The organism is Micromonospora tulbaghiae (assembly GCF_900091605.1).
Lineage (GTDB): Bacteria > Actinomycetota > Actinomycetes > Mycobacteriales > Micromonosporaceae > Micromonospora > Micromonospora tulbaghiae.
This window is the reverse complement of record NZ_FMCQ01000004.1, coordinates 189366-210874: the sequence shown is the minus strand read 5'-3', so window position 1 is coordinate 210874 and position 21509 is coordinate 189366. Positions and strand designations below refer to the sequence as shown.

Annotated in this window: 20 protein-coding genes and 1 pseudogene; 12 read left to right on the top strand and 9 right to left on the bottom strand. The window is 74.3% G+C overall.

The window, feature by feature from the left end:
* Positions 1–107: 107 nt before the first annotated feature.
* Complete coding sequence (yczE, locus tag GA0070562_RS13690; RefSeq protein WP_091420707.1) at positions 108–743, bottom strand: membrane protein YczE; 636 nt, start codon at positions 741–743, stop codon at positions 108–110.
* Between the two features lie 59 nt (positions 744–802).
* Between yczE and yczR the strand changes: the two genes are divergently transcribed.
* Both yczR and GA0070562_RS13680 read left to right on the top strand, forming a co-directional pair.
* On the top strand, positions 803–2254 hold the full coding sequence (gene yczR / locus GA0070562_RS13685) for a MocR-like transcription factor YczR (protein ID WP_091420703.1): 1452 nt from the start codon (positions 803–805) through the stop codon (positions 2252–2254).
* 113 nt (positions 2255–2367) lie between these two features.
* Entirely contained in the window at positions 2368–3639 is a 1272-nt protein-coding gene (locus GA0070562_RS13680) for a low temperature requirement protein A (RefSeq protein ID WP_091420700.1), read from the top strand.
* 62 nt (positions 3640–3701) lie between these two features.
* Here the strand turns inward: GA0070562_RS13680 and GA0070562_RS13675 are convergent, their stop codons facing one another.
* From GA0070562_RS13675 to GA0070562_RS13665, 3 genes are all read right to left on the bottom strand, one after another.
* The gene (locus GA0070562_RS13675) at positions 3702–5528 is read right to left on the bottom strand and encodes an AMP-dependent synthetase/ligase (RefSeq protein ID WP_091420696.1); all 1827 of its coding nucleotides are present in this window, start codon (positions 5526–5528) and stop codon (positions 3702–3704) included.
* A 138-nt stretch (positions 5529–5666) separates the two neighbouring features.
* A complete protein-coding gene (locus tag GA0070562_RS13670) occupies positions 5667–6617 on the bottom strand; it encodes a terpene synthase family protein (RefSeq protein ID WP_091420692.1) in 951 nt (316 codons plus the stop codon).
* 129 nt (positions 6618–6746) lie between these two features.
* Positions 6747–7376, bottom strand: coding sequence for a TIGR03085 family metal-binding protein (locus GA0070562_RS13665; protein ID WP_091420688.1), 630 nt, complete (start codon positions 7374–7376; stop codon positions 6747–6749).
* A 169-nt stretch (positions 7377–7545) separates the two neighbouring features.
* On the opposite strand from GA0070562_RS13665, the gene GA0070562_RS13660 reads away from it, so the two are divergent.
* Together GA0070562_RS13660 and GA0070562_RS13655 are read left to right on the top strand one after the other, a co-directional pair.
* Positions 7546–9444 (top strand): ABC transporter ATP-binding protein, encoded by a 1899-nt coding sequence (locus GA0070562_RS13660; protein WP_225853201.1) that lies wholly within the window; start codon positions 7546–7548, stop codon positions 9442–9444.
* Positions 9441–11222, top strand: a complete 1782-nt coding sequence (locus tag GA0070562_RS13655) for an ABC transporter ATP-binding protein (RefSeq protein WP_091420680.1) — start codon at positions 9441–9443, stop codon at positions 11220–11222. The genes GA0070562_RS13660 and GA0070562_RS13655 overlap by 4 nt, the downstream gene beginning before the upstream one ends.
* 4 nt (positions 11223–11226) lie before the next feature.
* Here the strand turns inward: GA0070562_RS13655 and rpsD are convergent, their stop codons facing one another.
* Entirely contained in the window at positions 11227–11835 is a 609-nt protein-coding gene (rpsD, locus tag GA0070562_RS13650) for a 30S ribosomal protein S4 (protein ID WP_091420676.1), read from the bottom strand.
* Positions 11836–11902: 67 nt separating this feature from the next.
* On the opposite strand from rpsD, the gene GA0070562_RS13645 reads away from it, so the two are divergent.
* Positions 11903–12658, top strand: a complete 756-nt coding sequence (locus GA0070562_RS13645) for a DUF2470 domain-containing protein (RefSeq protein ID WP_091420674.1) — start codon at positions 11903–11905, stop codon at positions 12656–12658.
* Here the strand turns inward: GA0070562_RS13645 and GA0070562_RS13640 are convergent.
* From GA0070562_RS13640 to GA0070562_RS13630, 3 genes are read right to left on the bottom strand one after another with little or no spacing between them, the layout of a single operon-like run.
* Complete coding sequence (locus tag GA0070562_RS13640) at positions 12651–13247, bottom strand: TetR/AcrR family transcriptional regulator (protein ID WP_091420671.1); 597 nt, start codon at positions 13245–13247, stop codon at positions 12651–12653. The two genes, GA0070562_RS13645 and GA0070562_RS13640, sit on opposite strands and share 8 nt — an antisense overlap.
* Complete coding sequence (locus GA0070562_RS13635) at positions 13244–13999, bottom strand: ABC transporter permease (protein ID WP_091420669.1); 756 nt, start codon at positions 13997–13999, stop codon at positions 13244–13246. The genes GA0070562_RS13640 and GA0070562_RS13635 overlap by 4 nt, the downstream gene beginning before the upstream one ends.
* Entirely contained in the window at positions 13996–14718 is a 723-nt protein-coding gene (locus tag GA0070562_RS13630; protein WP_091420667.1) for an ABC transporter ATP-binding protein, read from the bottom strand. The genes GA0070562_RS13635 and GA0070562_RS13630 overlap by 4 nt, the downstream gene beginning before the upstream one ends.
* A 110-nt stretch (positions 14719–14828) precedes the next feature.
* On the opposite strand from GA0070562_RS13630, the gene GA0070562_RS13625 reads away from it, so the two are divergent.
* The 5 genes and pseudogenes from GA0070562_RS13625 (at position 14829) to GA0070562_RS13610 (ending at position 18729) form a co-directional block, all read left to right on the top strand.
* Positions 14829–15218, top strand: coding sequence for a MerR family transcriptional regulator (locus GA0070562_RS13625; RefSeq protein WP_013287558.1), 390 nt, complete (start codon positions 14829–14831; stop codon positions 15216–15218).
* Positions 15219–15380: 162 nt separating this feature from the next.
* Positions 15381–16022 (top strand): annotated as a pseudogene (locus GA0070562_RS30675) (phosphoribosyl-AMP cyclohydrolase); the annotation flags it as partial.
* 189 nt (positions 16023–16211) lie between these two features.
* Positions 16212–16625: a phosphoribosyl-AMP cyclohydrolase gene (gene hisI / locus GA0070562_RS30670; protein ID WP_091421954.1), complete on the top strand. Its 414-nt coding sequence runs from the start codon at positions 16212–16214 to the stop codon at positions 16623–16625.
* The gene (locus GA0070562_RS13615; protein ID WP_091420663.1) at positions 16622–18175 is read left to right on the top strand and encodes an anthranilate synthase component I; all 1554 of its coding nucleotides are present in this window, start codon (positions 16622–16624) and stop codon (positions 18173–18175) included. Before hisI ends, GA0070562_RS13615 begins: the two co-directional genes overlap by 4 nt.
* Positions 18172–18729, top strand: coding sequence for a Trp biosynthesis-associated membrane protein (locus GA0070562_RS13610; RefSeq protein ID WP_091420659.1), 558 nt, complete (start codon positions 18172–18174; stop codon positions 18727–18729). The genes GA0070562_RS13615 and GA0070562_RS13610 overlap by 4 nt, the downstream gene beginning before the upstream one ends.
* On the opposite strand, the gene GA0070562_RS13605 is transcribed toward GA0070562_RS13610, so the two are convergent.
* Entirely contained in the window at positions 18722–18997 is a 276-nt protein-coding gene (locus tag GA0070562_RS13605) for a hypothetical protein (protein WP_091421949.1), read from the bottom strand. The two genes, GA0070562_RS13610 and GA0070562_RS13605, sit on opposite strands and share 8 nt — an antisense overlap.
* Before the next feature lie 444 nt (positions 18998–19441).
* Between GA0070562_RS13605 and trpC the strand changes: the two genes are divergently transcribed.
* Both trpC and trpB read left to right on the top strand, forming a co-directional pair.
* Positions 19442–20245: an indole-3-glycerol phosphate synthase TrpC gene (gene trpC, locus GA0070562_RS13600; RefSeq protein ID WP_175438750.1), complete on the top strand. Its 804-nt coding sequence runs from the start codon at positions 19442–19444 to the stop codon at positions 20243–20245.
* A 34-nt stretch (positions 20246–20279) separates the two neighbouring features.
* Positions 20280–21506 (top strand): tryptophan synthase subunit beta, encoded by a 1227-nt coding sequence (gene trpB / locus GA0070562_RS13595; RefSeq protein WP_091420653.1) that lies wholly within the window; start codon positions 20280–20282, stop codon positions 21504–21506.
* Positions 21507–21509: the final 3 nt, after the last annotated feature.

Sequence of the window (21509 nt, the reverse complement as noted above, 5' to 3'; positions counted from 1 at the left end):
ATGCCCGGCGGCGACGGCGGAGGAAACACCTGGTTTCCCGGTTCTGCGTCGTCGCAGCTCAGCGCGTTGCGGCTCGTGCCCGGCCGTGGCGGTCGGCCCGGCCGCGGTCACGTAGCGTACGCACCGGCCGCCGGTCGTGCGGGCAGCGCGAAGACCGGGATGAAGAACTGGGCCAGCGGGCCGATGGTCAGCGCGTAGGCCACCGTGCCGAGGCCGACGGTGCCGCCGAGCAGCCAGCCGAGCGCCAGCACGGTGATCTCGATGACGGTGCGGACCAGCCGGACCGAGAACCGGGGGTGGCGGGCGACGAACCCGGTCATCAGGCCGTCGCGCGGGCCGGGGCCGAGCCCGGCGCCGAGGTAGAGGCCGGTGGCGGCGCCGTTGGCGACGATCCCGGCGACGAGCAGCGCGACGCGCGCCGGCATGCCCTCCCCGGGCGGAAGCACGGCCAGGGTGGCGTCGACGACCAGCCCGATCACCACCACGTTGCTGACCGTGCCGAGGCCGGGACGCTGCCGCAGCGGGATCCAGAGCAGCAGCACGAGCGCGCCGACGGCGATGGTGACGGTGCCGAACGACAGGCCGGTCTGCCGGGCGAGCCCCTGGTGGAACACGTCCCACGGGTCCAGCCCCAGCTCCGACCGGATCATCAGCGCCATGCTCACGCCGTACAGGACCAGCCCGGCGTAGAGCTGGGTGAGCCGTCGCGCCGGCCGGTGCCGGAGATTGCCAAGCTGTGCCATGCATGCCACCCTAGGGGCCAATCGCGGTCCTCAAGGGTGCCAATTCCGGAGGTGTGGCCATGACCAGCCAGGTGCGCGGCGTCCAATTGGCGCGGCTTCTCGGCCAGTGGCACGCCCTGCCGGGCCGCCGGCGCAGCCCCGACTACGCCGCGCTCGCCGGCGCCGTCCGCGGGTTGCTCGCCGACGGGCGGCTCCCACTCGGGGTACGGCTGCCGGCCGAGCGGGAACTGGCCGAGGCGCTGCGGATCAGCCGGACCACTGTCACCGCCGCGTACCGGGAACTGCGGGAGAGCGGCCACCTGGCCAGCCGCCGGGGCGCCGGGAGCTGGACCATGCTGCCCGGCGGACACCGGGTGGCCAGCACCGGGCTGTGGACGCCGCTCGACGACCGCGACATGATCGACCTCGGCGTGGCCGCGCTGTCCGCGCCGCCGCAGCTCGTCCCGGCCGCCCGGGCCGCGGCCGAGGACCTGCCCCGCTACCTCGGCGGCGCCGGCTACCACCCGACCGGCATCATCGAGCTGCGCGAGGCGGTGGCCCGCGCCTACACCGAGCGCGGCCTGCCCACCAGCCCGGAACAGATCATGGTCACCAGCGGCACCCAGCACGCGCTGGACCTGGTGCTGCGGCTGGCCCTGTCGCCCGGCGGCGGCGTGCTCGTCGAGTCGCCCACCTACCCCAACGCGCTGGCCGCGTTGTCCGCCCGCCGGGCCCGGATCGCCACCCACGGCCTGTCCGACGAGGGCTGGGACGCCGAACTGCTGCTCGGCAGCCTCCGGCAGACCCGGCCGAAGCTCGCGTACGTGATCCCCGAGTTCCAGAACCCGACCGGCCACCTGATGGCCGCCGACCTGCGCGAGCGGCTGGTCGGCACGGCCCACGCGGCCGGCACCGACCTGGTGGTCGACGAGTCCTTCGTCGACCTGCCGCTGGACGACACCACGCTGCCGCCGCCGGTGGCCGTCTTCGACAGGCACTCCCGGGTGATCAGCATCGGCGGCATGAGCAAGCCCTACTGGGGCGGGTTGCGGATCGGCTGGGTCCGCGCCTCCGCGCCCCAGGTGCAGCGGCTCGCCGCGGCCCGGGTCGGGGTGGACATGGCCAGCCCGGTGCTCGACCAGCTCGTCGCCGTGCACCTGCTCACCGAGGCGCCGGCCATCGTGGCGGCCCGCCGGGCCCAGCTCGTCGCCCAGCGGGACGCCCTGGTCGCCGCGCTCGCCGACCGGCTGCCCGACTGGCGGGTACGGGTACCGAGCGGCGGCGTCACGCTCTGGGCCGAGCTGGACGGCCCGATCTCCAGCGCGCTGGCCCGCGCCGCCGAGGAGGTCGGCGTACGGCTGGCGCCCGGTCCCCGGTTCGGCCTGGACGGGACGCTGGAGCGTTTCCTGCGGCTGCCCTTCACCCTGCCCGCCGACGAGCTGGTGGAGGCGGTCGGGCGCCTCGCGGCGGTCCGCTACGACCTGGACCGCACCAGCCGTCCGCAGTGGCGGGAGCCGAGCGTCATCGCCTGACCCGCCCGGCCGCCCGATCCGGTGGTGATCGGCCCGAAGTGCGGCTCCGGCCCGTCCGGTGCCCGCAGACTGCCCGGGTGGGGAACGGGAGGGGAGTCCGGCGGTCGTGGACCGTGCGGTCCGCCGCCCCGGGTTCCCGCACCACCCGGCTGGAGCTCTTCTACGACCTGGTCTTCGTCTTCGCGTTCCTGAACGTCACCACGCTCACCGCCTCGGAGCTCACGCCGGCCAACCTGTACCGCTTCCTGCTGGTGCTGGCGCTGCTCTGGTGGTCGTGGACCGGCTTCGCCCGGATGGGCAACTTCTTCCGTGCCGACCAGGGCGTGCTGCCGCTGGTCGGCTTCGTCACCGTGGCGGCGACGTTCATGCTGGTGCTCAGCGAGCCCAGCGCGTTCGAGGACCTCCCCGGCGGGCTGCCCGGCCCGCTGGTCTTCGCCGGCTGCTACTTCGTGATCCGGATGGCCCAGCTCACGGTCTTCGGCTGGGTGGACCGCGCCGACCCGGTCCGGCGCCGCCGGCTGCTCCTGCGCGCCGTGTTCCCGACCGTCGCCACCGTGCTGCTGGTCATCGCCGGAACCGTGCCGACGCGGCTGCCGCAGGAGCGGTTCGCGATCCCGCTGCAACTGGCGCTCTGGACGCTGGCGCTGCTCGTCGAGTACGTCGGCGGGGTGACGCTCGCCCGCCAGTGGTGGGTGGTGGTCTCGGCCGGGCACTGGGCGGAACGGCACGCGCTGATCGTGCTGGTCGCACTCGGCGAGTCGATCATCGCGCTCGGCTTCGGCCCGAAGCACGGGCTGCCGCTGGCCGGGCCGGTGGCGGTGTCGGCGCTGCTCGGCATCGTGGTCGTCGCGGCGCTGTGGTGGGCGTACTTCGACACGCTCGCCTTCGCGATGGAACAGGCGCTGCACCACGCCCGGGACGAGGCAACCCGGGTCCGGCTCACCCGGGACGTGTACACGTTCATGCACCTGCCGATGGTCGCCGGGGTCATCCTCTACGCGCTCGGCCTCAAGGACCTGCTGGCCGAGGCCGCCGACCCGGCCACGCCCGCCTGGGGGCTGCCGCTGGGCGACTTCTGGGGCGCGATCCTGTTCGGCGGGGTGGCGTTGTACCTGCTCAGCCTCGCCGGGTGCTGGTGGCTCGCGCTGCGCGAGGTGCACTGGCCGTTGCTGGCCGCGGTGGTGGCGCTGGCCGTGGTCGGTCCGTTCGTCTTCCGCATCCCGGAGCTGATCGCGCTCGGTGTGCTCGGGATGATCACCGGCGCCGGGGTCACCTGGGAGACGCGCCGCGAGGACGGCCTCCGGCGCCGGGTACGCCGGCTCGCGCTGGAGGAGCAGATCGCCGCCGAGGCCGAGCAGAGCCACTGGCGGCAGAAGCACTTGTGAACGGCGCGCGGCCGTGCCCCGGGACGGTGGGGCACGGCCGGCGCGACGGTACGGCGGTGCGGCTACAGCTCGGCGAGCGTGCCCTCGTACATCTTGTCGATCTCGGAGGCGAAGTTCGTCTCCACGCTACGGCGCTTGATCTTCAGCGACGGCGTGACCTCGCCGTCCTCGATGGTGAGGTCACGGGGGAGGATCGACACCTTCTTGATCGTCTCCCAGCGGTTGAGCTTCGCGTTCAGCTCGGCCACGTACCCCTCGACCATCTCCCGCGCCTGCGGCGAGGTGACGATCGTGGTGTAGTCGCTGCCCTCCAGCGCGGTGCCGGCGGCCCAGCCCTTGATCGCGTCCGGGTCCAGCGTGACGAGCATGGTGCAGTAGTTGCGCGCCTGCCCGATCACCACCGCCTGCGAGGTGTACGGGCACACCGCCTTGAACATGCCCTCGATGTGCGACGGCGCGACGTACTTGCCGCCGGACGTCTTGACCAGGTCCTTCTTCCGGTCGGTGATGCGCAGGTAGCCGTCGGCGTCGAGCGTGCCGATGTCGCCGGTGCGGAAGAAGCCGTCCTCGGTGAACGCGGCGGCGGTCTCCTCGGGCAGGTTGTGATAGCCGCGCATGACCGGCTTGCCGCGCAGCAGGACCTCGCCGTCGGTGTCGATCCGGCACTCCAGGTCGCCCATGGCGCGGCCCACGCTGCCGATCTTCAGCCCGTCGGGCGGGTTCACGAACGCGCCCGCGCTGGTCTCGGTCAGACCGTAGCCCTCCGAGATGGGCAGGTTGGCGGCGGCGAAGAAGGTGGCGATCTCCTTGCTCAGCGGCGCCGCGCCGGAGACCAGCACCCGCATCCGGCCGCCGAGCCGCGCCTGGAGCTTGCTGAACACGAGCTTCTCGGCCAGCGCGTACTTCATCCGCAGCCCGGCCGGGACCGGCTTGCCGGCCTGCTCCAGCGCGACCTTCTCCTTGCCGACCCCGACGCCCCAGGCGAAGATCTTGGCCTTGGCGCCGCCGGCGCCCTGCGCGGTGGTGACCGCCTTGTTGTAGACCTTCTCGAAGACCCGGGGCGCGCCGCACATGAGCGTCGGCTGCACCACGCCCAGCAGGTCGACGAGCTTGTCCACCCGGCCGTCGACGTAGGTGGGCAGGCCGACGTGGGTGGCGCCGCAGAGCAGCGTCTTGCCGAACGAGTGCGACAGCGGCAGCCACAGGTACTGCAGGTCGTCGACGCGCAGCAGGCCCAGCTCGGCCTGCGCCACGCCCTCCCAGCACCAGCCGCCGTGCAGCAGCTCCACGCCCTTCGGGCGGCCGGTGGTGCCCGAGGTGTAGATCAGCGTGGCCAGGTGGTCCGGGCCGATGCCGGCGACGAGCATGTCGATCAGGTCCGGCTCGGCGCTCAGCGCGGCTGTGCCGCGCTCCTCCAGCTCGGCCAGGGTGAGCTGCGGGACGGCCGCCGCCGGGTCGGGCGTGCCGTCGAAGAGCACCACGTGGGTCAGCGCGGGCAGGTCCGCCCCGGCGATCTTCGCCGCCTGGGCCGGGTTCTCCGCGAACAGCACCTTAGAGCCGGAGTCGGCGATGATGTAGATCGCGTCCTCGGGTTCGGTGGTGGGGTAGACGGTGGTGGTGGCCCCACCGGCGCACATGATGCCGAAGTCGGCGAGCACCCAGTCCAGGCGCGTGTTGGCCAGGATCGCGACCGGGTTCTCCAGGCCGACACCGAGCCCGTGCAACCCGGCAGCGATCGCCTTGGCGCGCTGCCCGACCTGCTCCCACGTCAGCCAGACCGGGCCCGAGTCGTCGGGTGCGGGGTGGGCGAAGGCGTGCCGGTCGGGGGAGTCCGCCACGCGCTTGAGGAACATGTCCGGTACGGAACGGTACGGTACATCGAGAGCCATCGCTGTAGCCGCCTTCAGGGGTGGAGGGACGTGACGGGGGTCACGCCGATCTGCGGTTACCGAAGGGTATTGCCTGCACCCGGCCAGCGGCTAGCCCCGATCGGTCGAGTCGCCCCCGGTCCCGCCTGCTGGACCCGTTCAGGCGTACCGGCTGGCCGCGCGGGACCAGTCGTAGGTGGCCCTGATCCAGTCCCGGCGGGTGTCCAGGAAGACCCGCATTCCCTCGTCGGCCACGGCGCTCAGCGCCGCGTCCCGCTCCGCGTACGTGGCGAGGGCCTTGTTGAACCGGTCCGCCGCCGCGTACAGCGCCGCCGACTCGTCCTGCCCGGTCTCACCCGCGATCGTGGTGACCAGGTTGTGCGCCTCCGGGGCGGCGCCGCGCTCCTTGCCGTAGGAGAACAGGTCGTTGCACCAGCAGATCAGGTCGGTGGCGAGAGCGTCCAGCGCGGTGAGCGCCGGCGCGACCCGCTGGTCGGCGTTGGGCGCGGACGGGCGGGCCAGGTCGGTCACCGTGAAACTCGGGCGGACGCCGCCGGTGTGGCGGCGCATCTGGGTGTACTCGGCCACCCCTGGCACCCGCAGTCGCTCCCGGTTGGCGGCCTCCCAGAGCAGCGCCAGCAGGTACTCCCGCAACTGGCTGACCAGGCGCAGCAGGTGGGCCGGCCGGCCCCGGTCGCGGGCCCGCCGGCACAGGTCGTGCAGCGCCAGGGCGATCGGCCCGCCGTCGGCCGGCGCCGGCGCGTCCGGGTCGCCGTGCCGGTCGAGCACCGCCAGCAGCGCGGCCAGCGTGGGTGCCAGCAGCGTGGGCGCCGCGCCGAGCCCGTCGTCGTCGCAGGCGTCGTCCACCACGAACAGCCAGTTGATCAGGTCGGTGAGCAGGCGCAGGCCGTACGGCGACGCCTCGGGGCAGGCGCGAGCGGCCAGCTCCGCCGCGTACGCCCCGGCCAGCCGCCGGCGTCCGGCCTGGTCCTCCACCAGGCCGAAGTCGCGTACCCAGGCGGCGCTCTCCGCGGCCGCCTGGTCGACGGCGGGGTGACGCCGGGAGGGAAAGGGCGGCTCGTGCAGTGCCGAGAGGGCGAAGTCGCGCATCGTCGTCCCCCTGTCCGCCGCCCCGCGGGGTCGGGCCGGTGCGCAGGAGCGTACGGGAGTACGCAACCGTTATCGACGTTCGGGTGTCCACATTCCACTGTCGGCCGCCGACCGGCTACACACCCTCGGTCACAAGCCCAGTTCGGCGGTACGCAGACGCTCGGCGCGGTCGGCCGGACCGTCCACCTGGACCCGGGCCACCCGCTGCCGTCCGGTGAGGAACAGCACGAGTTCCCCCGGCGCGCCGACGAGCCGCAGCCGCTCGCCGCCGCCACCGGCCCGCAGCTCGCCGTGCCCCGGCGCCTGCACCAGCACCTCGGCCGGGAACCGCCGCAGCGCCATCCGGGCCAGCAGGGACACCCGCTTCCACAGCACCGCCTGCTGCCCGGCGGGCAGGTCACGCGGCTGCCAGCCCGGCCCGGCCCGGCGGACGTCCTCGTGGTGGATGAAGAACTCCATCCCGTTGGCCAGCTCGTCGGTGAGCGGGTTGCTCACCGGGCTCCACACCGGGGGACGGCGTACCCGGCCGATCAGGTCGGCGTACGGCCCGGCGGCGATCCGCCGGCGGACCGACTCGCCGTAGCCGCGCAGCGGCGGCAGCAGGATCCCGCCCGCCGCGTCCGGCCGGCGCTCCCGCACCAGAAGGTGCGCCGCCAGGTCACGGGTGGTCCACCCCTCGTTGACGGTCGGTGCGTCCGGTCCCAGTTCCAGCATCAGGTCGGCGAGCGCCTCGCGCTCCGCTCGGGCGTACCGCGGCATGGCCCGATCGTAGGCCCGTTCCGGCCGATCGGCGCGCCGCGCCCGGCGGGATCGCGCCGCCGGACCGATTCCGGCCGCCCTCGACCCAGGTCCGGCGGGAACGTGACGGCGGACATATCCCGGCCGGGTCGGCGGGACCGGCGGCGAGCGGTAAGGATGGGGGAGAACGATGCGGCTTACGGCGGGGGAGAGCGTGGCGAGCGGGACAAGTCGGGACGTGCTCGGCAGAGGGCTACGGGTGCTCGGCCAGGCCATCCGGGAACAGCCACGGATCTTCGCGGTCGCGGTCAGCGGCAGCGTGCTGTTCGGCCTCCTGGTGATCGCCAGCGCGTACGTGGTCGGCGCGGTGGTCGGCGACGTGGTCGTGCCGGCCGTGGAGCGCGGCGAGGCGGCCCGCGGGGCGCTGGCGCTGGCCGCGGCGGCCCTGTTCGGCATCAGCGTGCTGCGGGTGGTGGGCATCTTCGGCCGCCGGCTCGGCGCCGGTTACATGCAGTACCGGCTCCAGGCCGCCTACCGTCGCCGGGTCACCCGGCGCTACCTGGAGCTGCCGCTGGCCTGGCACCACCGCAACTCCACCGGCACGCTGCTGTCGAACGCCAACTCCGACGTGGAGGCGGCCTGGTACCCGATCGCGCCGCTGCCGTTCGCGGTCGGCACGCTGGTGATGCTCGTCGGCGCGGTGGCCTCGCTGTTCTTCACCGACTGGGCGCTGGCCCTGGTCGGCCTCGCCGTGTTCCCCGCGCTGTTCGCGCTCAACGTGGTCTACTCCCGCCGGATGGCGCCCCGGCAGGCCCGGGCACAGCGGCTGCGGGCCGAGGTCAGCGGCATCGCGCACGAGAGCTTCGACGGCGCGCTGGTGGTCAAGACGATGGGCCGCGAGGCCCAGGAGACGGCCCGCTTCGCCTCCCGCGCCGGTGAGTTGCGCGACGCGCTGATCTCGGTCGGCCGGCTGCGCGGCGTGTTCGACCCGATGCTGGAGACGCTGCCCAGCCTCGGCACGCTCGCCGTGCTGGTGGTCGGCGCGATCCGGTTTCGGCAGGGCGCGATCAGCGTGACCGAGCTGGTCAGCGTCGCGTTCCTGTTCACAGTGCTGGCCTTCCCGGTACGCGCCATCGGCTGGGTGCTGGCCGAACTGCCGCGCAGCGTCGCCGGATGGGACCGGGTCCGCCGGGTGCTCGATGCGACCGGCGAGATGCCGTACGGCACGACGACACTCGACCCGGCCACCCGCGAGCCGGCCACGCTCGCCTTCGACGACGTGCACTTCGCGTACGAGCCGGCCGAGGCGCACCTGCCCGGCGCCAAGGTGCTCGGCGAGGTGACGTTCACCGTCCCGGCCGGGAAGACCGTCGCCCTGGTCGGCCCCACCGGCGCGGGCAAGTCCACGATCGCCTCGCTCGCCGTGCGCCTGGTCGACCCGGGTGCCGGGCGGGTCACGCTGGACGGCGTGGACGTGCGGGAGCTGACCGCCGCCTCGCTCGCCGGCAACGTGGCGCTGGTGGCGCAGGTGCCGTTCGTCTTCGACGACACGGTCCGGGCCAACATCGCGCTCGACCGCGCCGGCATCGGCGACGACGAGGTGTGGGCGGCGCTGCGGCTGGCCGAGGCGGACGGCTTCGTGGCCGCGCTGCCGGACGGGCTGGACACCATGGTCGGCGAGCGGGGCACGTCGCTGTCCGGCGGACAGCGTCAGCGTCTGACACTGGCCCGGGCACTCGCCGGGCGACCCCGGCTGCTGGTGCTCGACGACGCCACGAGCGCCGTCGACCCGCGGGTCGAGGCGGCCATCCTGGCCGGGCTGCGCGCGCCCGCCGACGGCGGCGCCCCGGCGTCGATCCTGGTGGTGGCGTACCGCCGGGCCACCATCGCGCTCGCCGACGAGGTGATCTACGTGGAGCAGGGCCGCGTGGTCGCGCGCGGCACCCACACCGAGCTGCTGGCCACCGTGCCCGGCTACGCCGACCTGGTCACCGCGTACGAGCAGGCCGAGCAGGAACGCGAGCAGAATCGGACGTACGACGAGGTCACCCCGTTGCCCTCGGGCCTGGAGATCGAGGTGGACCGGTGAGTACGACCACGGGGGAGAACAGCGAGAGCACCGAGACCACCTGGCAGACGTTGCGGCGAGGGCTGGCGCTCTCCCCGGAGCTGCGCACCGGCCTCGCCGGAACGCTGGCGCTGGCGCTGGTCTACATGGTCGGCCGGGTCGCCGTGCCGGTGGCGGTGCAGCGAGGCATCGACCACGGCATCGTCGGCGGGCTCGACCTGAACGTCATCTCGCTCACCGTGGCGATCACCGCCGGGGTGCTGGTGGTCACCACCGCCTGCGGCTATCTGATGATGCGCCGGCTGTTCACCGTGAGCGAGACCGCGCTGGCCGGGGTGCGCACCCGGGCGTTCCGGCACGTGCACGACCTGTCCATGCTGCACCAGCAGTCCGAGCGGCGCGGGTCGCTGGTCTCCCGGGTCACCAGCGACGTCGACCAGATCACCCAGTTCCTCCAGTGGGGCGGCGTGATCCTGATCGTCAACCTGGGCCAGCTGCTGGTGACCACCGCAGTGATGCTCGCGTACTCCTGGCAGTTGACGCTCGTGGTGCTCGTCGCGTTCGCGCCCGCGGTGCTGGTGATCCGGCGGTTGCAGCGCCGCCTCGCCGGGGCGTACGGGCTGGTGCGGCAGCGCACCGGCACGTTGCTCGGCGCGATCGGCGAGAGCGTGGTGGGCGCGCCGGTGATCCGGGCGTACGGCATCGCCGGGCGTACCGCGCGGCGGCTGGACACGGCCATCGACGGGCAGCGGGTGGCCCAGCAGAGGGCGATCCGGATCAGCATCATGGGCAGCTCGGTGGGGGAGTTGGCCGCCGGGCTGGCGCTGGCCGGCGTGGTGGTGGTCGGGGTCAGCCTGGGTGCGGGCGGCACGCTGTCGATCGGCCAGCTCACCGCGTTCCTGTTCCTGGTCACGCTCTTCATCCAGCCGGTGCAGATCGCCACCGAGGTGCTCAACGAGGCGCAGAACGCGATCGCCGGCTGGCGCCGGGTGCTGGACGTGCTGGACGTCTCCCCGGACGTGGCGGACCCGGGCGAGCAGGGGCGGGAGCTGCCGCCGGGGCCGCTGGACGCCCGGTTCGCCGGCGTGACGTTCGCCTATCCGGGCGGGCCGCCGGTGCTGCACGACGTGACCCTGGACATCCCGGCCAAGAGCCGGGTGGCGGTGGTGGGCGAGACCGGAAGCGGCAAGACCACGTTCGCCAAGCTGCTCACCCGCCTGATGGACCCGACCGAGGGGCAGGTCCTGCTCTCCGGGGTCGACCTGCGGCAGGTGCGCTTCGACTCCCTGCGCTCCCGGGTGGTGATGGTGCCGCAGGACGGCTTCCTGTTCGACGCCACGGTGGGGGAGAACGTCCGCTTCGCCCGCCCCGACCTGACCGACGAGCGGCTCACCGCCGCCTTCGCCGAGCTGGGCCTGTCCGACTGGTTGGACGGGCTTCCGTCCGGGCTGGACACGCCGGTCGGTGAGCGCGGGGAGGCGCTGAGCGTCGGCGAGCGGCAGCTCGTGGCGCTGGCCCGGGCGTACGTCGCGGACCCGGACCTGCTGGTGCTGGACGAGGCGACGAGCGCTGTCGACCCGGCCACCGAGGTCCGCCTGCAACGGACGCTCGACGCGGTGACCCGGGGCCGGACCACGCTCGCCATCGCGCACCGGCTGTCCACCGCGCAGGCGGCGGACGAGGTGATCGTGGTGGACCGGGGCCGGATCGTGCAGCGCGGCCCGCACGAGGAGCTGGTCCGCGACACCGACTCGGTCTACGCGCTGCTGTACGCCTCCTGGCTCGAGCAGACCCGGTAACCGGTCAGCGGGAGTAGAACTCCACCACCAGCTGCTCGTCGCACATCACCGGCACCTCGTGCCGGGCCGGTTCGCGCACCAGCGTGGCGCGCAGCTCGCCCGGCTGCGCCGACAGGTACGGCCGGGGCTGCTCGTCGACGTGCGCGCCGGCGGCGGCGAGCTGGAACGGCGGCAGCGCGCGGCTGCGCTCGCGTACGCCGATAACCTGGCCGGGACGCAGCCGGTACGACGGGCGGTCGACCTTGCGCCCGTCGACCGTGATGTGGCCGTGCGCGACGAGTTGGCGGGCCTGGTAGATGCTGCGCGCCAGCCCGGCGCGCAGCACCACCGCGTCGAGGCGCCGCTCCAGCAGGGCGACGAGCGTCTCGCCGGTCTTGCCGGCGCCCCGGGCGGCCTCGTCGAACAGCCGGCGCAGCTGGGCCTCGCTGACGTTGTACTGGTGGCGCAGCCGCTGCTTCTCCAGGAGCCGCACCTGATAGTCGGAGGTGGTACGGCGGGATCGGCCGTGCACACCCGGGGGATAGGGCCGCCGCTCGAAGTACCGCACGCACTTGCGGGTCAGCGGGATGCCGAGGGCTCGGGAGAGCCGGGCCTTGGGCCGGGGGTGGTTCACGTCGACGTCTCCGATCGTCTAGCCTACTTCTTAGGTAAGGCTAACCTATGTTGAGGAGGTCGGGATCATGCGGCCCAGCCCGGCGGAGATCGTGCGAACTTTGGTGGCGGGCCGGTTGCCCGCCCTCGTCCACCTGGCCCGGCATCCCGGCCCGCACCAGGTCCGGCACGCCCTCGACCCCGACGGGCGGGTGCTGCTGCTCGTACCCGTGGTCAGTGACCTCGCCGCCGCGCTCGTGCCGCCGGCGGGGGACACCGACGTGGCCACCGTGCTCGACGTGCTCGACCTGCCGCCCGCGGCCGGGGCGCCCTCGCTCGGCCGGGCCTGGGTGTCCGGCTGGGCCGCCCGGCTGAACGGGGACGAGGCGCGCGGCGCGGCGGTCGACTTCGCCGCCACCGACCCGGCCGGCGACCTGCTCGACGTGGGCAGCCGGTTCCACCTGCACCGCTTCGAGGTGGCCGAGGCCCGCTGGGAGCGCGCCGGGCGCGTGCGCCGGGTCGACCCGGAGGCGTACGCGGAGGCCGAGCCGGACCCGCTGCACCCGGTCGAGGCCGACCTGTTGGCGGACCTGGCCGACCACCACGCCGAGCAGGTCGGCGACTACCTGCGGCGGCGGCTCGACCTGCCCGGCGACCAGGTTCCCCGGGTGGTCCGGATCGACAGGTACGGGCTGCTGGTCGCGCACGGGCGGCCCGGCGCGACCCGGCGCGCCCGGCTCGCCTTCCCCCGGCCCGTCGCCGGCGTGGCGGAGCTGTCCCGCCTGCTGCACCCGATGCTCTGCCCCCGGGTGAGTGACGTGGCAGGCCCGGCCGGGCTCAGGTGATGTCGCCGGTGAGGTAACGCTGGACCGTCGGACCGGCGGCGGCCACGAGCGTCGCCGGCTCGGCGTCGGCGACCGCGTCGAAGCGGAGCACGTACCGCATCATGGCCAGCCCGGCGAGCTGGGTGGCGACCAGTCCGCCGCGCAGCGGGCGCTGCGCCGGGTCGACGGCGAGGTGGTCCAGGACCGGGCGCAGCACCTGTGTCACCAGGAACTCGCGCAGCAGCCGGGCGGTCCAGTCGTTGCTCACCGCCGAGCGCAGCAGCGCCACCCCGGCGGCGCCGACCGGCGAGTCCCAGACCTCCAGGAACACCCGGACCAGCCGCTCGCCGACGCCGTCCCGGTCGCCCGCCAGCACCGCCGGCAGCAGCCGCCCCGGGTCGGCCGGGAACGCCGTCGCGGCCCGGAACAGCTCCTCCTTGCCGCCGAAGTAGTGGTGCACGAGCGCCGGGTCCACACCGGCCGCGGTGGCGATCGCCCGGATCGACGCGGCGTCGAAGCCGCGCTCGGCGAACGCCTCCCGCGCCGCGGCGAGGATGGCCTCCCGGGTGTCCGGGCTGCCGGGCCGCCGCCCGGTGCGCCGCGCGCTCACCCGCTGCGCCGGCGCAGTGTCGCGGCGGCCAGCACCAGCGCCGCCACCGCCGCCCCGGCCACGATCGCCACGTCCCGCCACATCGTCCCGGTCGGCTCGGCGTGCGCGCCGACCTCCTGCAGCGCCTCGACCGCATACGACAGGGGCAGCGCGTCGCTGACCGCCTGGAGCCAGCCGGCCATCTGGTCGCGCGGCACGAACAGGCCGCACAGCAGCAGTTGCGGGGCCACCACCACCGGCATGAACTGGACCGCCTGGAACTCGGTGCGGGCGAACGCCGAGCAGAACAGCCCGAGCGCCACCGCGAGCACCGCGTTCACACCGGCGATCAGCACGACCAGCCACGCGCTGCCCGCGGTCTCCAGCCCGAACACCCGGTACGCGACGATCGAGGCGACAGTGGACTGGAGCACTCCGGCCAGGCCGAACGCGATCCCGTACCCGAACAGCAGGTCGAGCTTGCCCAGCGGCGTGGTGAGCAGGCGCTCCAGCGTGCCCGTGGTGCGCTCGCGGAGCATGGCGATGCTGGTCACCAGGAACATGATGATGAACGGGAAGAAGCCCAGCATGATCAGGGCCACCCGGTCGAACGTGCCGGGCGCGCCGGGCGGGGCGGGCTGGTCGACGTACATGAAGTAGACGAGCGTGAGCAGCACCGACGGCACCACCACGAGCAGCGCCACGGTCCGCCGGTCGTGCCGGAGCTGGCGCAGGATGCGCCCGGTGGTGGCGGCCAGGATCCGTCCGTTCATCGCGCCTCTCCCTCGGCGTCGCGGATCAGGCGCAGGAACGCCTCCTCCAGGTCGTCGGTCCCGGTGGCGGCGCGGACCGCGGCCGGGGTGTCGTCGGCCACCAGCCGGCCCTCGCGGATGAGCAGCAGCCGGTCGCAGCGGGCGGCCTCGTCCATCACGTGGCTGGACACCAGCAGCGTGGTGCCGTTCGCGGCCATGGCGTGGAACCGGGCCCACAGGTCGGCCCGCAGCACCGGATCCTGGCCGACAGTGGGTTCGTCGAGGACCACCAGTTCCGGTTCGCCGACGAGCGCGCAGGCGAGCGAGGCGCGGCTGCGCTGGCCGCCGGAGAGCGTGCCGACGAGCTGGTCGGCCGCGCTCGCCAGGCCGACGTCGTTCACCGCGCGGTCGGCCTCGGCGCGGCCCCGGCCCTGGAGCACCGCGAAGTAGCGGGCGTTCTCCCGCACGGTCAGGTCGGCGTAGACGCTCGGCGCCTGGGTCAGGTAGCCCACCCGGCGGCGCAGGTCGGCGGAGCCGGCGGGGCGGCCGAGCACGTCGACCGCGCCGGAGCCGACCGTCTGCACGCCGACCACCGCGCGCATCAGCGTGGTCTTGCCGCTGCCGCTGGGCCCGAGCAGCCCGGTCACGGTGCCCCGGGGCACCCCGCAGGTGATGCCGTGCAGCACCCGCCGACCGCCCCGGTCGACCACCAGCTCGCGGACCGACACCGCGTCGTCCATGCTCGCCTCCGTCAATTCATCGCCCGTTGAACTCAACGGTAGGTGAATTCCTCCCCGAGGGCAACGAGGTACTTGACTTCGAGTGCGCTCGAACTGGAAGCCTGGAGGACGTGGACATCAGCACGCGGGAGATGAGCCTCACCGTGGGTGAGGCGGCGGAACGGGTCGGCCTGACCACCTACACGCTGCGCTGGTACGAGCAGGAGGGCCTGGTGGGCCGCGTCGGGCGGGACTCGTCGGGCCGCCGGCGCTACACCGAGTCCGACGTCAACTGGCTGTTCCTGCTCACCCGGCTGCGCCGCACCGGGATGCCGGTGCGCGACATGCGCCGCTACGCCGAACTGGCCCGGCACGGCGACAGCACGCTCGGCGCGCGACGGGCGCTGTTCGAGGCGCACCGGGCCCGTGTACTGGCCCGGATGGCCGAGCTGGAGGAGGACCTGAAGGTCCTCGAACACAAGATCGACGCGTACCGCCGGGCCGAGGAGGAATCCGGCTGAACGCCCCAGTGGCGGACACGGGGTCCGGCAACGGTCATTGCGGTGAAGATCGGATTTCGGCACCATGGCGCCGTGGGTCCAGCGCAGTTGCCCGACACCGCGTTCCTCGACGACTGGGCCGCCCGCCTGCGGCAGGCCGCCGACCGGCCGGTCGTCGGGATCATGCTGCGCGGCAGCCATGCCCGGCGGGCCGCCACCGAGCACAGCGACGTGGACGTGGACGTGCTCGTGGCCGCCGACGACGGACGGGCCGCCGGCGCGGGCGCCCGACAGGCCACGTCCCGCCGCGGCACGCCGTACGCGGCCCGGCGGGCGTACCTGACCGAGTTCGCCGGTCGCCTCGTGCACGTCTCCGTGGCCGCCCGCGACATCCGCTCCTGGGTACGCCGCCTGGGCCAGCCCGCCGACTGGGCGTTCGGGCTCCCGGTCACCGCGCCCGCCCGGCTGCTGTGGGCCGTACCGGAATGGCGTCGCCGGATCGACCTGCCGGTGCTCTGCCAGCCCGCCGACGAGCCGCGCCTGGAGGAGCTGATCGCGACGCTGGGCAAGGTCGCCGCGGCCCGCGTCGCCGACGACCCGGTCGGGGTCCGGCTCGCCGCGGCCGACCTGGCCCGGCTCTGCCCCTCGGTGCTGCGGCCGGCCAACCCGACCGTCCGTGTGGTGTCCCGCCGGGCCGCCCTGACCGCCGCGCTGGACCTGCCGGTCGCCCCGCCCGGCTACCGCCACGACATGCTGCTCTGCCTCGGGCTGCGCGCCGGTGACCCGGCCGAGGTCGGCGCCGCCGCCGGACGGCTGGTCACCGGCATCCTCCCGCTGATCCGCCCGTACGCCGACGAGATCGCCGCCACCCACGGCGCGGATCTGGCCGAGGCGCTGGTCGACGGCCGGGTGGACCGCTACCTCGGCGGGCTGGGCCGGGCGCTGGGGACGGTGACGCCCGCCTCCCGGGACACGTCGGCGGTGCCCGGACCGCGTGCGGGAGAATGGTCAACCGTGCCCGCCCCTGACGCGCCGCTGACCGGCGCCCCCGCTCCCGGACCGGCCCGTCCGTCCCGGCTCGACCCGGCCGTCGCGGCCCGGCTCCGCCGCACCCCGGACGGCCTGGTCGCCGCCGTGGTCCGCGCCCACGACTCGGGCGAGGTGCTGATGGTCGCCTGGATGGACGACGAGGCGCTGCACCGCACGCTCACCACCGGGCGGGCCACCTACTGGTCGCGCAGCCGCGGCGAGTACTGGGTCAAGGGCGCCACCTCGGGCAACCACCAGTACGTGCGCTCGGTGGCGCTCGACTGCGACGGCGACGCGCTGCTGGTCAGCGTCGAGCAGGTCGGCGCGGCCTGCCACACCGGGCAGCGCACCTGCTTCTTCACCGAACTGCCGGTCAGCTCCCCGGAGGCGACCCCGTGACCGACGGCACGGTCAACCCGGACCGGTCCACCTTCGCCGACCTGGCCGCCCGCTGGCGGGTCGTGCCGGTGACCCGGCGGCTGCTCGCCGACGCGGAGACGCCGGTCGGGGTCTACCGCAAGCTGGCCGGCGGTCCCGGCACGTTCCTGCTGGAGTCCGCCGAACAGGGCGTCGGCTCGGCCGGCACGGCCTGGTCGCGCTACTCGTTCATCGGGGTACGCAGCGGCGCCACGCTCACCGAGCGCGACGGCACGGCGAGCTGGACCGGCACGCCACCGGCGGGCGTGCCCACCGAGGGCGACCCGGTCACCGTGCTGCGCGAGACGGTCGCCGCGCTCGCCGGGCCGGGCTGGGATCCGGCCGGTGACATGCCGCCGCTGACCGGCGGCCTGGTCGGCTACCTCGGGTACGACCTGGTCCGCCGGTTCGAGCGCCTGCCCGAGCTGACCGAGGACGAGCTGGACGTGCCCGAGCTGGGCATGATGCTCGCGACCGACCTGGTGGTCCTCGACCACTACGAGGGCTCCGCGATCCTGGTCGCCAACGCGGTGCTGCCGCCGCTGGACGACCCCGACCGGGCCGAGCGGGTCGAGGCCGCGTACCACCACGCCGTCGGCCGCCTCGACGCGATGACCAGCGCGTTGTCCCGGCCGATTCCGCCCATGGTCTCGACTGTCGGCCGGCCCGGCGTCGGCGAGGTGGTCAGCCGCACCCCCGCGGGCGCCTACCCGGAGGCGGTGGAGGCGGCCAAGGAGGCGATCCGGGCCGGCGAGTGCTTCCAGATCGTGCTCAGCCAGCGCTTCGAGCGCCCCACCGACGCCGACCCGCTCGACGTCTACCGGGTGCTGCGCACCACGAACCCCAGCCCGTACATGTACCTGTTGCGCTTCGACGGCTTCGACATCGTCGGCTCGTCGCCGGAGGCGCACCTCAAGGTCAGCGCCGGGCCGGACGGGCGGCGGCGGGCGCTGCTGCACCCGATCGCCGGCACCCGGCCGCGCGGCGGCTCCCCGGACGGCGACGCCAAGCTCGCCGCCGAGCTGCTCGCCGACCCCAAGGAACGCGCGGAGCACGTGATGCTCGTCGACCTGGGCCGCAACGACCTGGGCCGGGTGTGCCGGCCGGGCACCGTCGAGGTGCCCGAGTTCGCCACCATCGAGCGCTACAGCCACGTCATGCACATCGTCTCCACAGTCGTCGGGGAACTGCGCGACGACCGCACCGCGTTCGACGCGCTGGCCGCGACGTTCCCGGCCGGGACGCTCAGCGGCGCGCCCAAGGTGCGGGCCATGGAGATCATCGAGGAGTTGGAGCCGGTGCGGCGCGGCGTCTACGGCGGCACCGTCGGCTACTTCGCCTTCGGCGGCGACCTGGACATGGCCATCGCGATCCGTACCGCGCTGATCCGCGACGGCCGCGCCTACGTGCAGGCCGGCGCCGGGATCGTGGCTGATTCCGACCCCGCCGCCGAGGACCAGGAGACGCGGAGCAAGGCCGCCGCCGTCCTCGCCGCGATCGCGGCCGCCGAGACGCTGCGGGCCGCCCGGTGAGCGCGCCCGGCGCCACCGCGCCGCCGGCCCGCGGGCGGCGCGAACTCGCGTACGCGGTGCTGCTCTGCCTGGCCGGCGCGGGCCTGGCCTGCTGGGCGGTGACCCGGACCTGGTCGGTCGAGGTGACCGCCCGGGCGTCGCTGCCGTCCGGGCGGGCCGAGCGCACCGGTACGGAGCTGCTGCCCTGGGTGCTGGCACTGACGTACGTGGGACTCGCCGGCGGTGGCGCGGTGCTCGCCACCCGGGGCCGGCTGCGCCGGCTGCTGGGTGTGCTGCTGGCCGCTGTCGGCGTGGCCGTGGCGGTCGGCGGCGGGATCGGCCTGACCGAGGCCGGGGTGAGCCGGCAGTGGCCGGCGCTGGTGCTGGCGGGCGGCCTGGCCCTGGCGGCCGGCGGCGCGTTCACCGCGCTGCGCGGCGACGGCTGGCCGGCGATGGGCGCCCGGTACGAGCGGCGGTCCGCTCCGGCGGACGAGCCCGGCCGGCCGGCGGTCGAGCGCGGCACCCGGGACGCGTGGGACGCGCTGGACCGGGGCGAGGACCCGACGGTCAGCTGACCGGCTGCGCCTCGCGGGCGTCGCGCCGCTGCCGGGCCGCGGCCCGCGCGGCGGCCAACTCGGCCACCAGCCGCTCCAGCTCGCGGCGCTGGGCGGCGCGGGCCCGGTCGGCGCAGACCGCCTCCCAGGCGTTGCCCCGGGCGGTACGCATCCGGCCGTCACCGGCCACCGCGCGTTCGAGCGTGTGCACCACGCCGACGGCGAGCGAGGCGACGGTACGGGAGATGGTGGTCAAGCCGATGGTCTCGGTCGGCCCGTTGGCGCTCATGGTCACCCCATACGAGATCGTTGGCGACGGTCGGCAGCCGCCGGCGTCGAGTGTGCCCGACGACGATGCTTCCGGGCGGACGTTTCGCCGCCGTGAAGCACAGGTCAACGCTGTCGCACCGCGGGCGACCTGGGCAGGGCCGGAGGTCCTTGAGCTTGGTCACAGCGGCCGCCGGGACCCGTCCTGCGCGCCCGGAACGATCGTGGTGAGATAGGGGATGGGTGACGGTCGATGTCATCGGTGGCGCTGCGTGACATGGCGTTCACCAGAAGTCGGGCATCATGCCACAGCCCATGTCGTGAGGTGCGCCATACCCCCCGGCACTCGTCGCCAGGTGGCGCCCCCTAGCATCGGCCCATGACGCCCGGAGAGGGGAGTCCGTTGGTGACTGCTGAGCATGCGCACGCGGAGGGGGACGACGCCGGAGCGGCGCCGTCCGCAGGGGTGCTCGACGAGATCCTGGCCGGTGTGCGCGAGGACGTGGCCCGGCGCCAGGAGCAGGTTCCGCTGGAGCGGATCCGGGAACTGGCCGCCGCCGCGCCGCCACCGCTGGACGCGTACGCGGCCCTGCGCCGCCCCGGTGTGGCCGTGATCGCCGAGGTGAAGCGCTCGTCGCCGTCCAAGGGGCGGCTGGCCGAGATCGCCGACCCGGCCGTTCTGGCCGGGGACTACGCGGCAGGTGGCGCGCGGGCGATCAGTGTGCTCACCGAGGGCCGCTGGTTCGGCGGGTCGCTCGACGACCTCGCCGCGGTGCGGGCCGCGGTGAACGTGCCGGTGCTGCGCAAGGACTTCGTGGTCTCCAGCTATCAGGTGCACGAGGCCCGCGCGCACGGCGCCGACCTGGTGCTGCTGATCGTCGCCGCGCTGGAGCAGAACGTGCTGGTCGGGCTGCTGGAGCGGATCGAGTCGCTCGGCATGACCGCGCTCGTCGAGGTGCACACCGAGGAGGAGGCGGACCGCGCCCTGGAGGCCGGCGCCCAGGTCATCGGCGTGAACGCCCGTGACCTGCGTACCCTGGAGGTCGACCGTTCGGTGTTCGAGCGGATCGCGCCCGGCCTGCCGAGCAGCGTCGTCAAGATCGCCGAGTCCGGGGTGCGCGGTCCGCACGACCTGATCCGGTACGCCTCCGCCGGCGCCGACGCCGTGCTGGTGGGCGAGGGCCTGGTCACTCAGAAGAGCCCGCGCGAAGCGGTCGCCGAGCTGGTCAACGCCGGTAACCACCCGGCGACGCCCCGCCCGGTGCGCTGAGCCGCCGGGCACCCGATCCGAGAGGACGCCCGCGATGAGCGCCGCACCCGCAACCGGCCAGGTCCCCGACGCCGCCGGTCACTTCGGCCGGTTCGGCGGCCGGTTCGTCCCCGAGGCGCTGGTCGCCGCGCTGGACGAGCTGGACGCGGCGTACCGGAAGGCGATGGGCGACGAGGACTTCCTCGCCGAGTTCGGCGCGCTGCTGCGCGACTACGCCGGCACGCCCTCGCTGCTCTACGAGGCCCGGCGGTTCTCCGCGCAGATCGGCGCGCGGGTACTGCTCAAGCGCGAGGACCTCAACCACACCGGCGCCCACAAGGTCCGCAACGTGCTGGGCCAGGCGCTGCTGACCAAACGGATGGGTAAGCGGCGGGTCATCGCGGAGACCGGCGCCGGCCAGCACGGCGTCGCCACCGCCACCGCCGCCGCGCTGTTCGACCTGGAATGCGTCGTCTACATGGGCCAGGTGGACACCGAGCGGCAGGCGCTGAACGTGGCGCGGATGCGGATGCTCGGCGCCACCGTCGTCCCGGTGACCGCCGGCTCGCGCACGCTCAAGGACGCGATGAACGAGGCGATGCGGGACTGGGTCGCCAACGTCGAGGACACCCACTACCTGATCGGCACCGCCGCCGGCCCGCACCCGTTCCCGGAGATGGTCCGGGACTTCGTGCGCGGCATCGGCGAGGAGGCCCGCCGGCAGTGCCTGGACCTGACCGGCGCGCTGCCGGACGCGGTCGCGGCCTGCGTCGGCGGCGGCTCCAACGCGCTCGGCATCTTCCACGCGTTCGTGCCGGACACCGGGGTCCGGCTCTACGGCTTCGAGGCCGGCGGCGAGGGCGTCGACACCGGCCGGCACGCCGCCAGCATCACCGGCGGCTCCTCCGGCGTGCTGCACGGCACCCGCACGTACGTCCTCCAGGACGCCGACGGGCAGACCATCGAGTCGCACTCGATCTCGGCGGGCCTGGACTACCCGGGCGTCGGCCCGGAGCACGCCTGGCTGCACGACACCGGCCGGGCCACCTACCTGCCGGTCGACGACGCCGACGCGATGGCCGCGTTCGAGCTGCTCTGCCGCACCGAGGGCGTGATCCCGGCGATCGAGAGCGCACACGCGCTCGCAGGCGCCCGCGCCATCGCCCCCCGGCTCGCCGAGGAGCTGGGCCGGGAGCCGGTGATCGTGGTCAACCTGTCCGGCCGGGGCGACAAGGACGTGCACACCGCCGGCGCGTACTTCGGCATCCTCGACAAGGAGTGACAG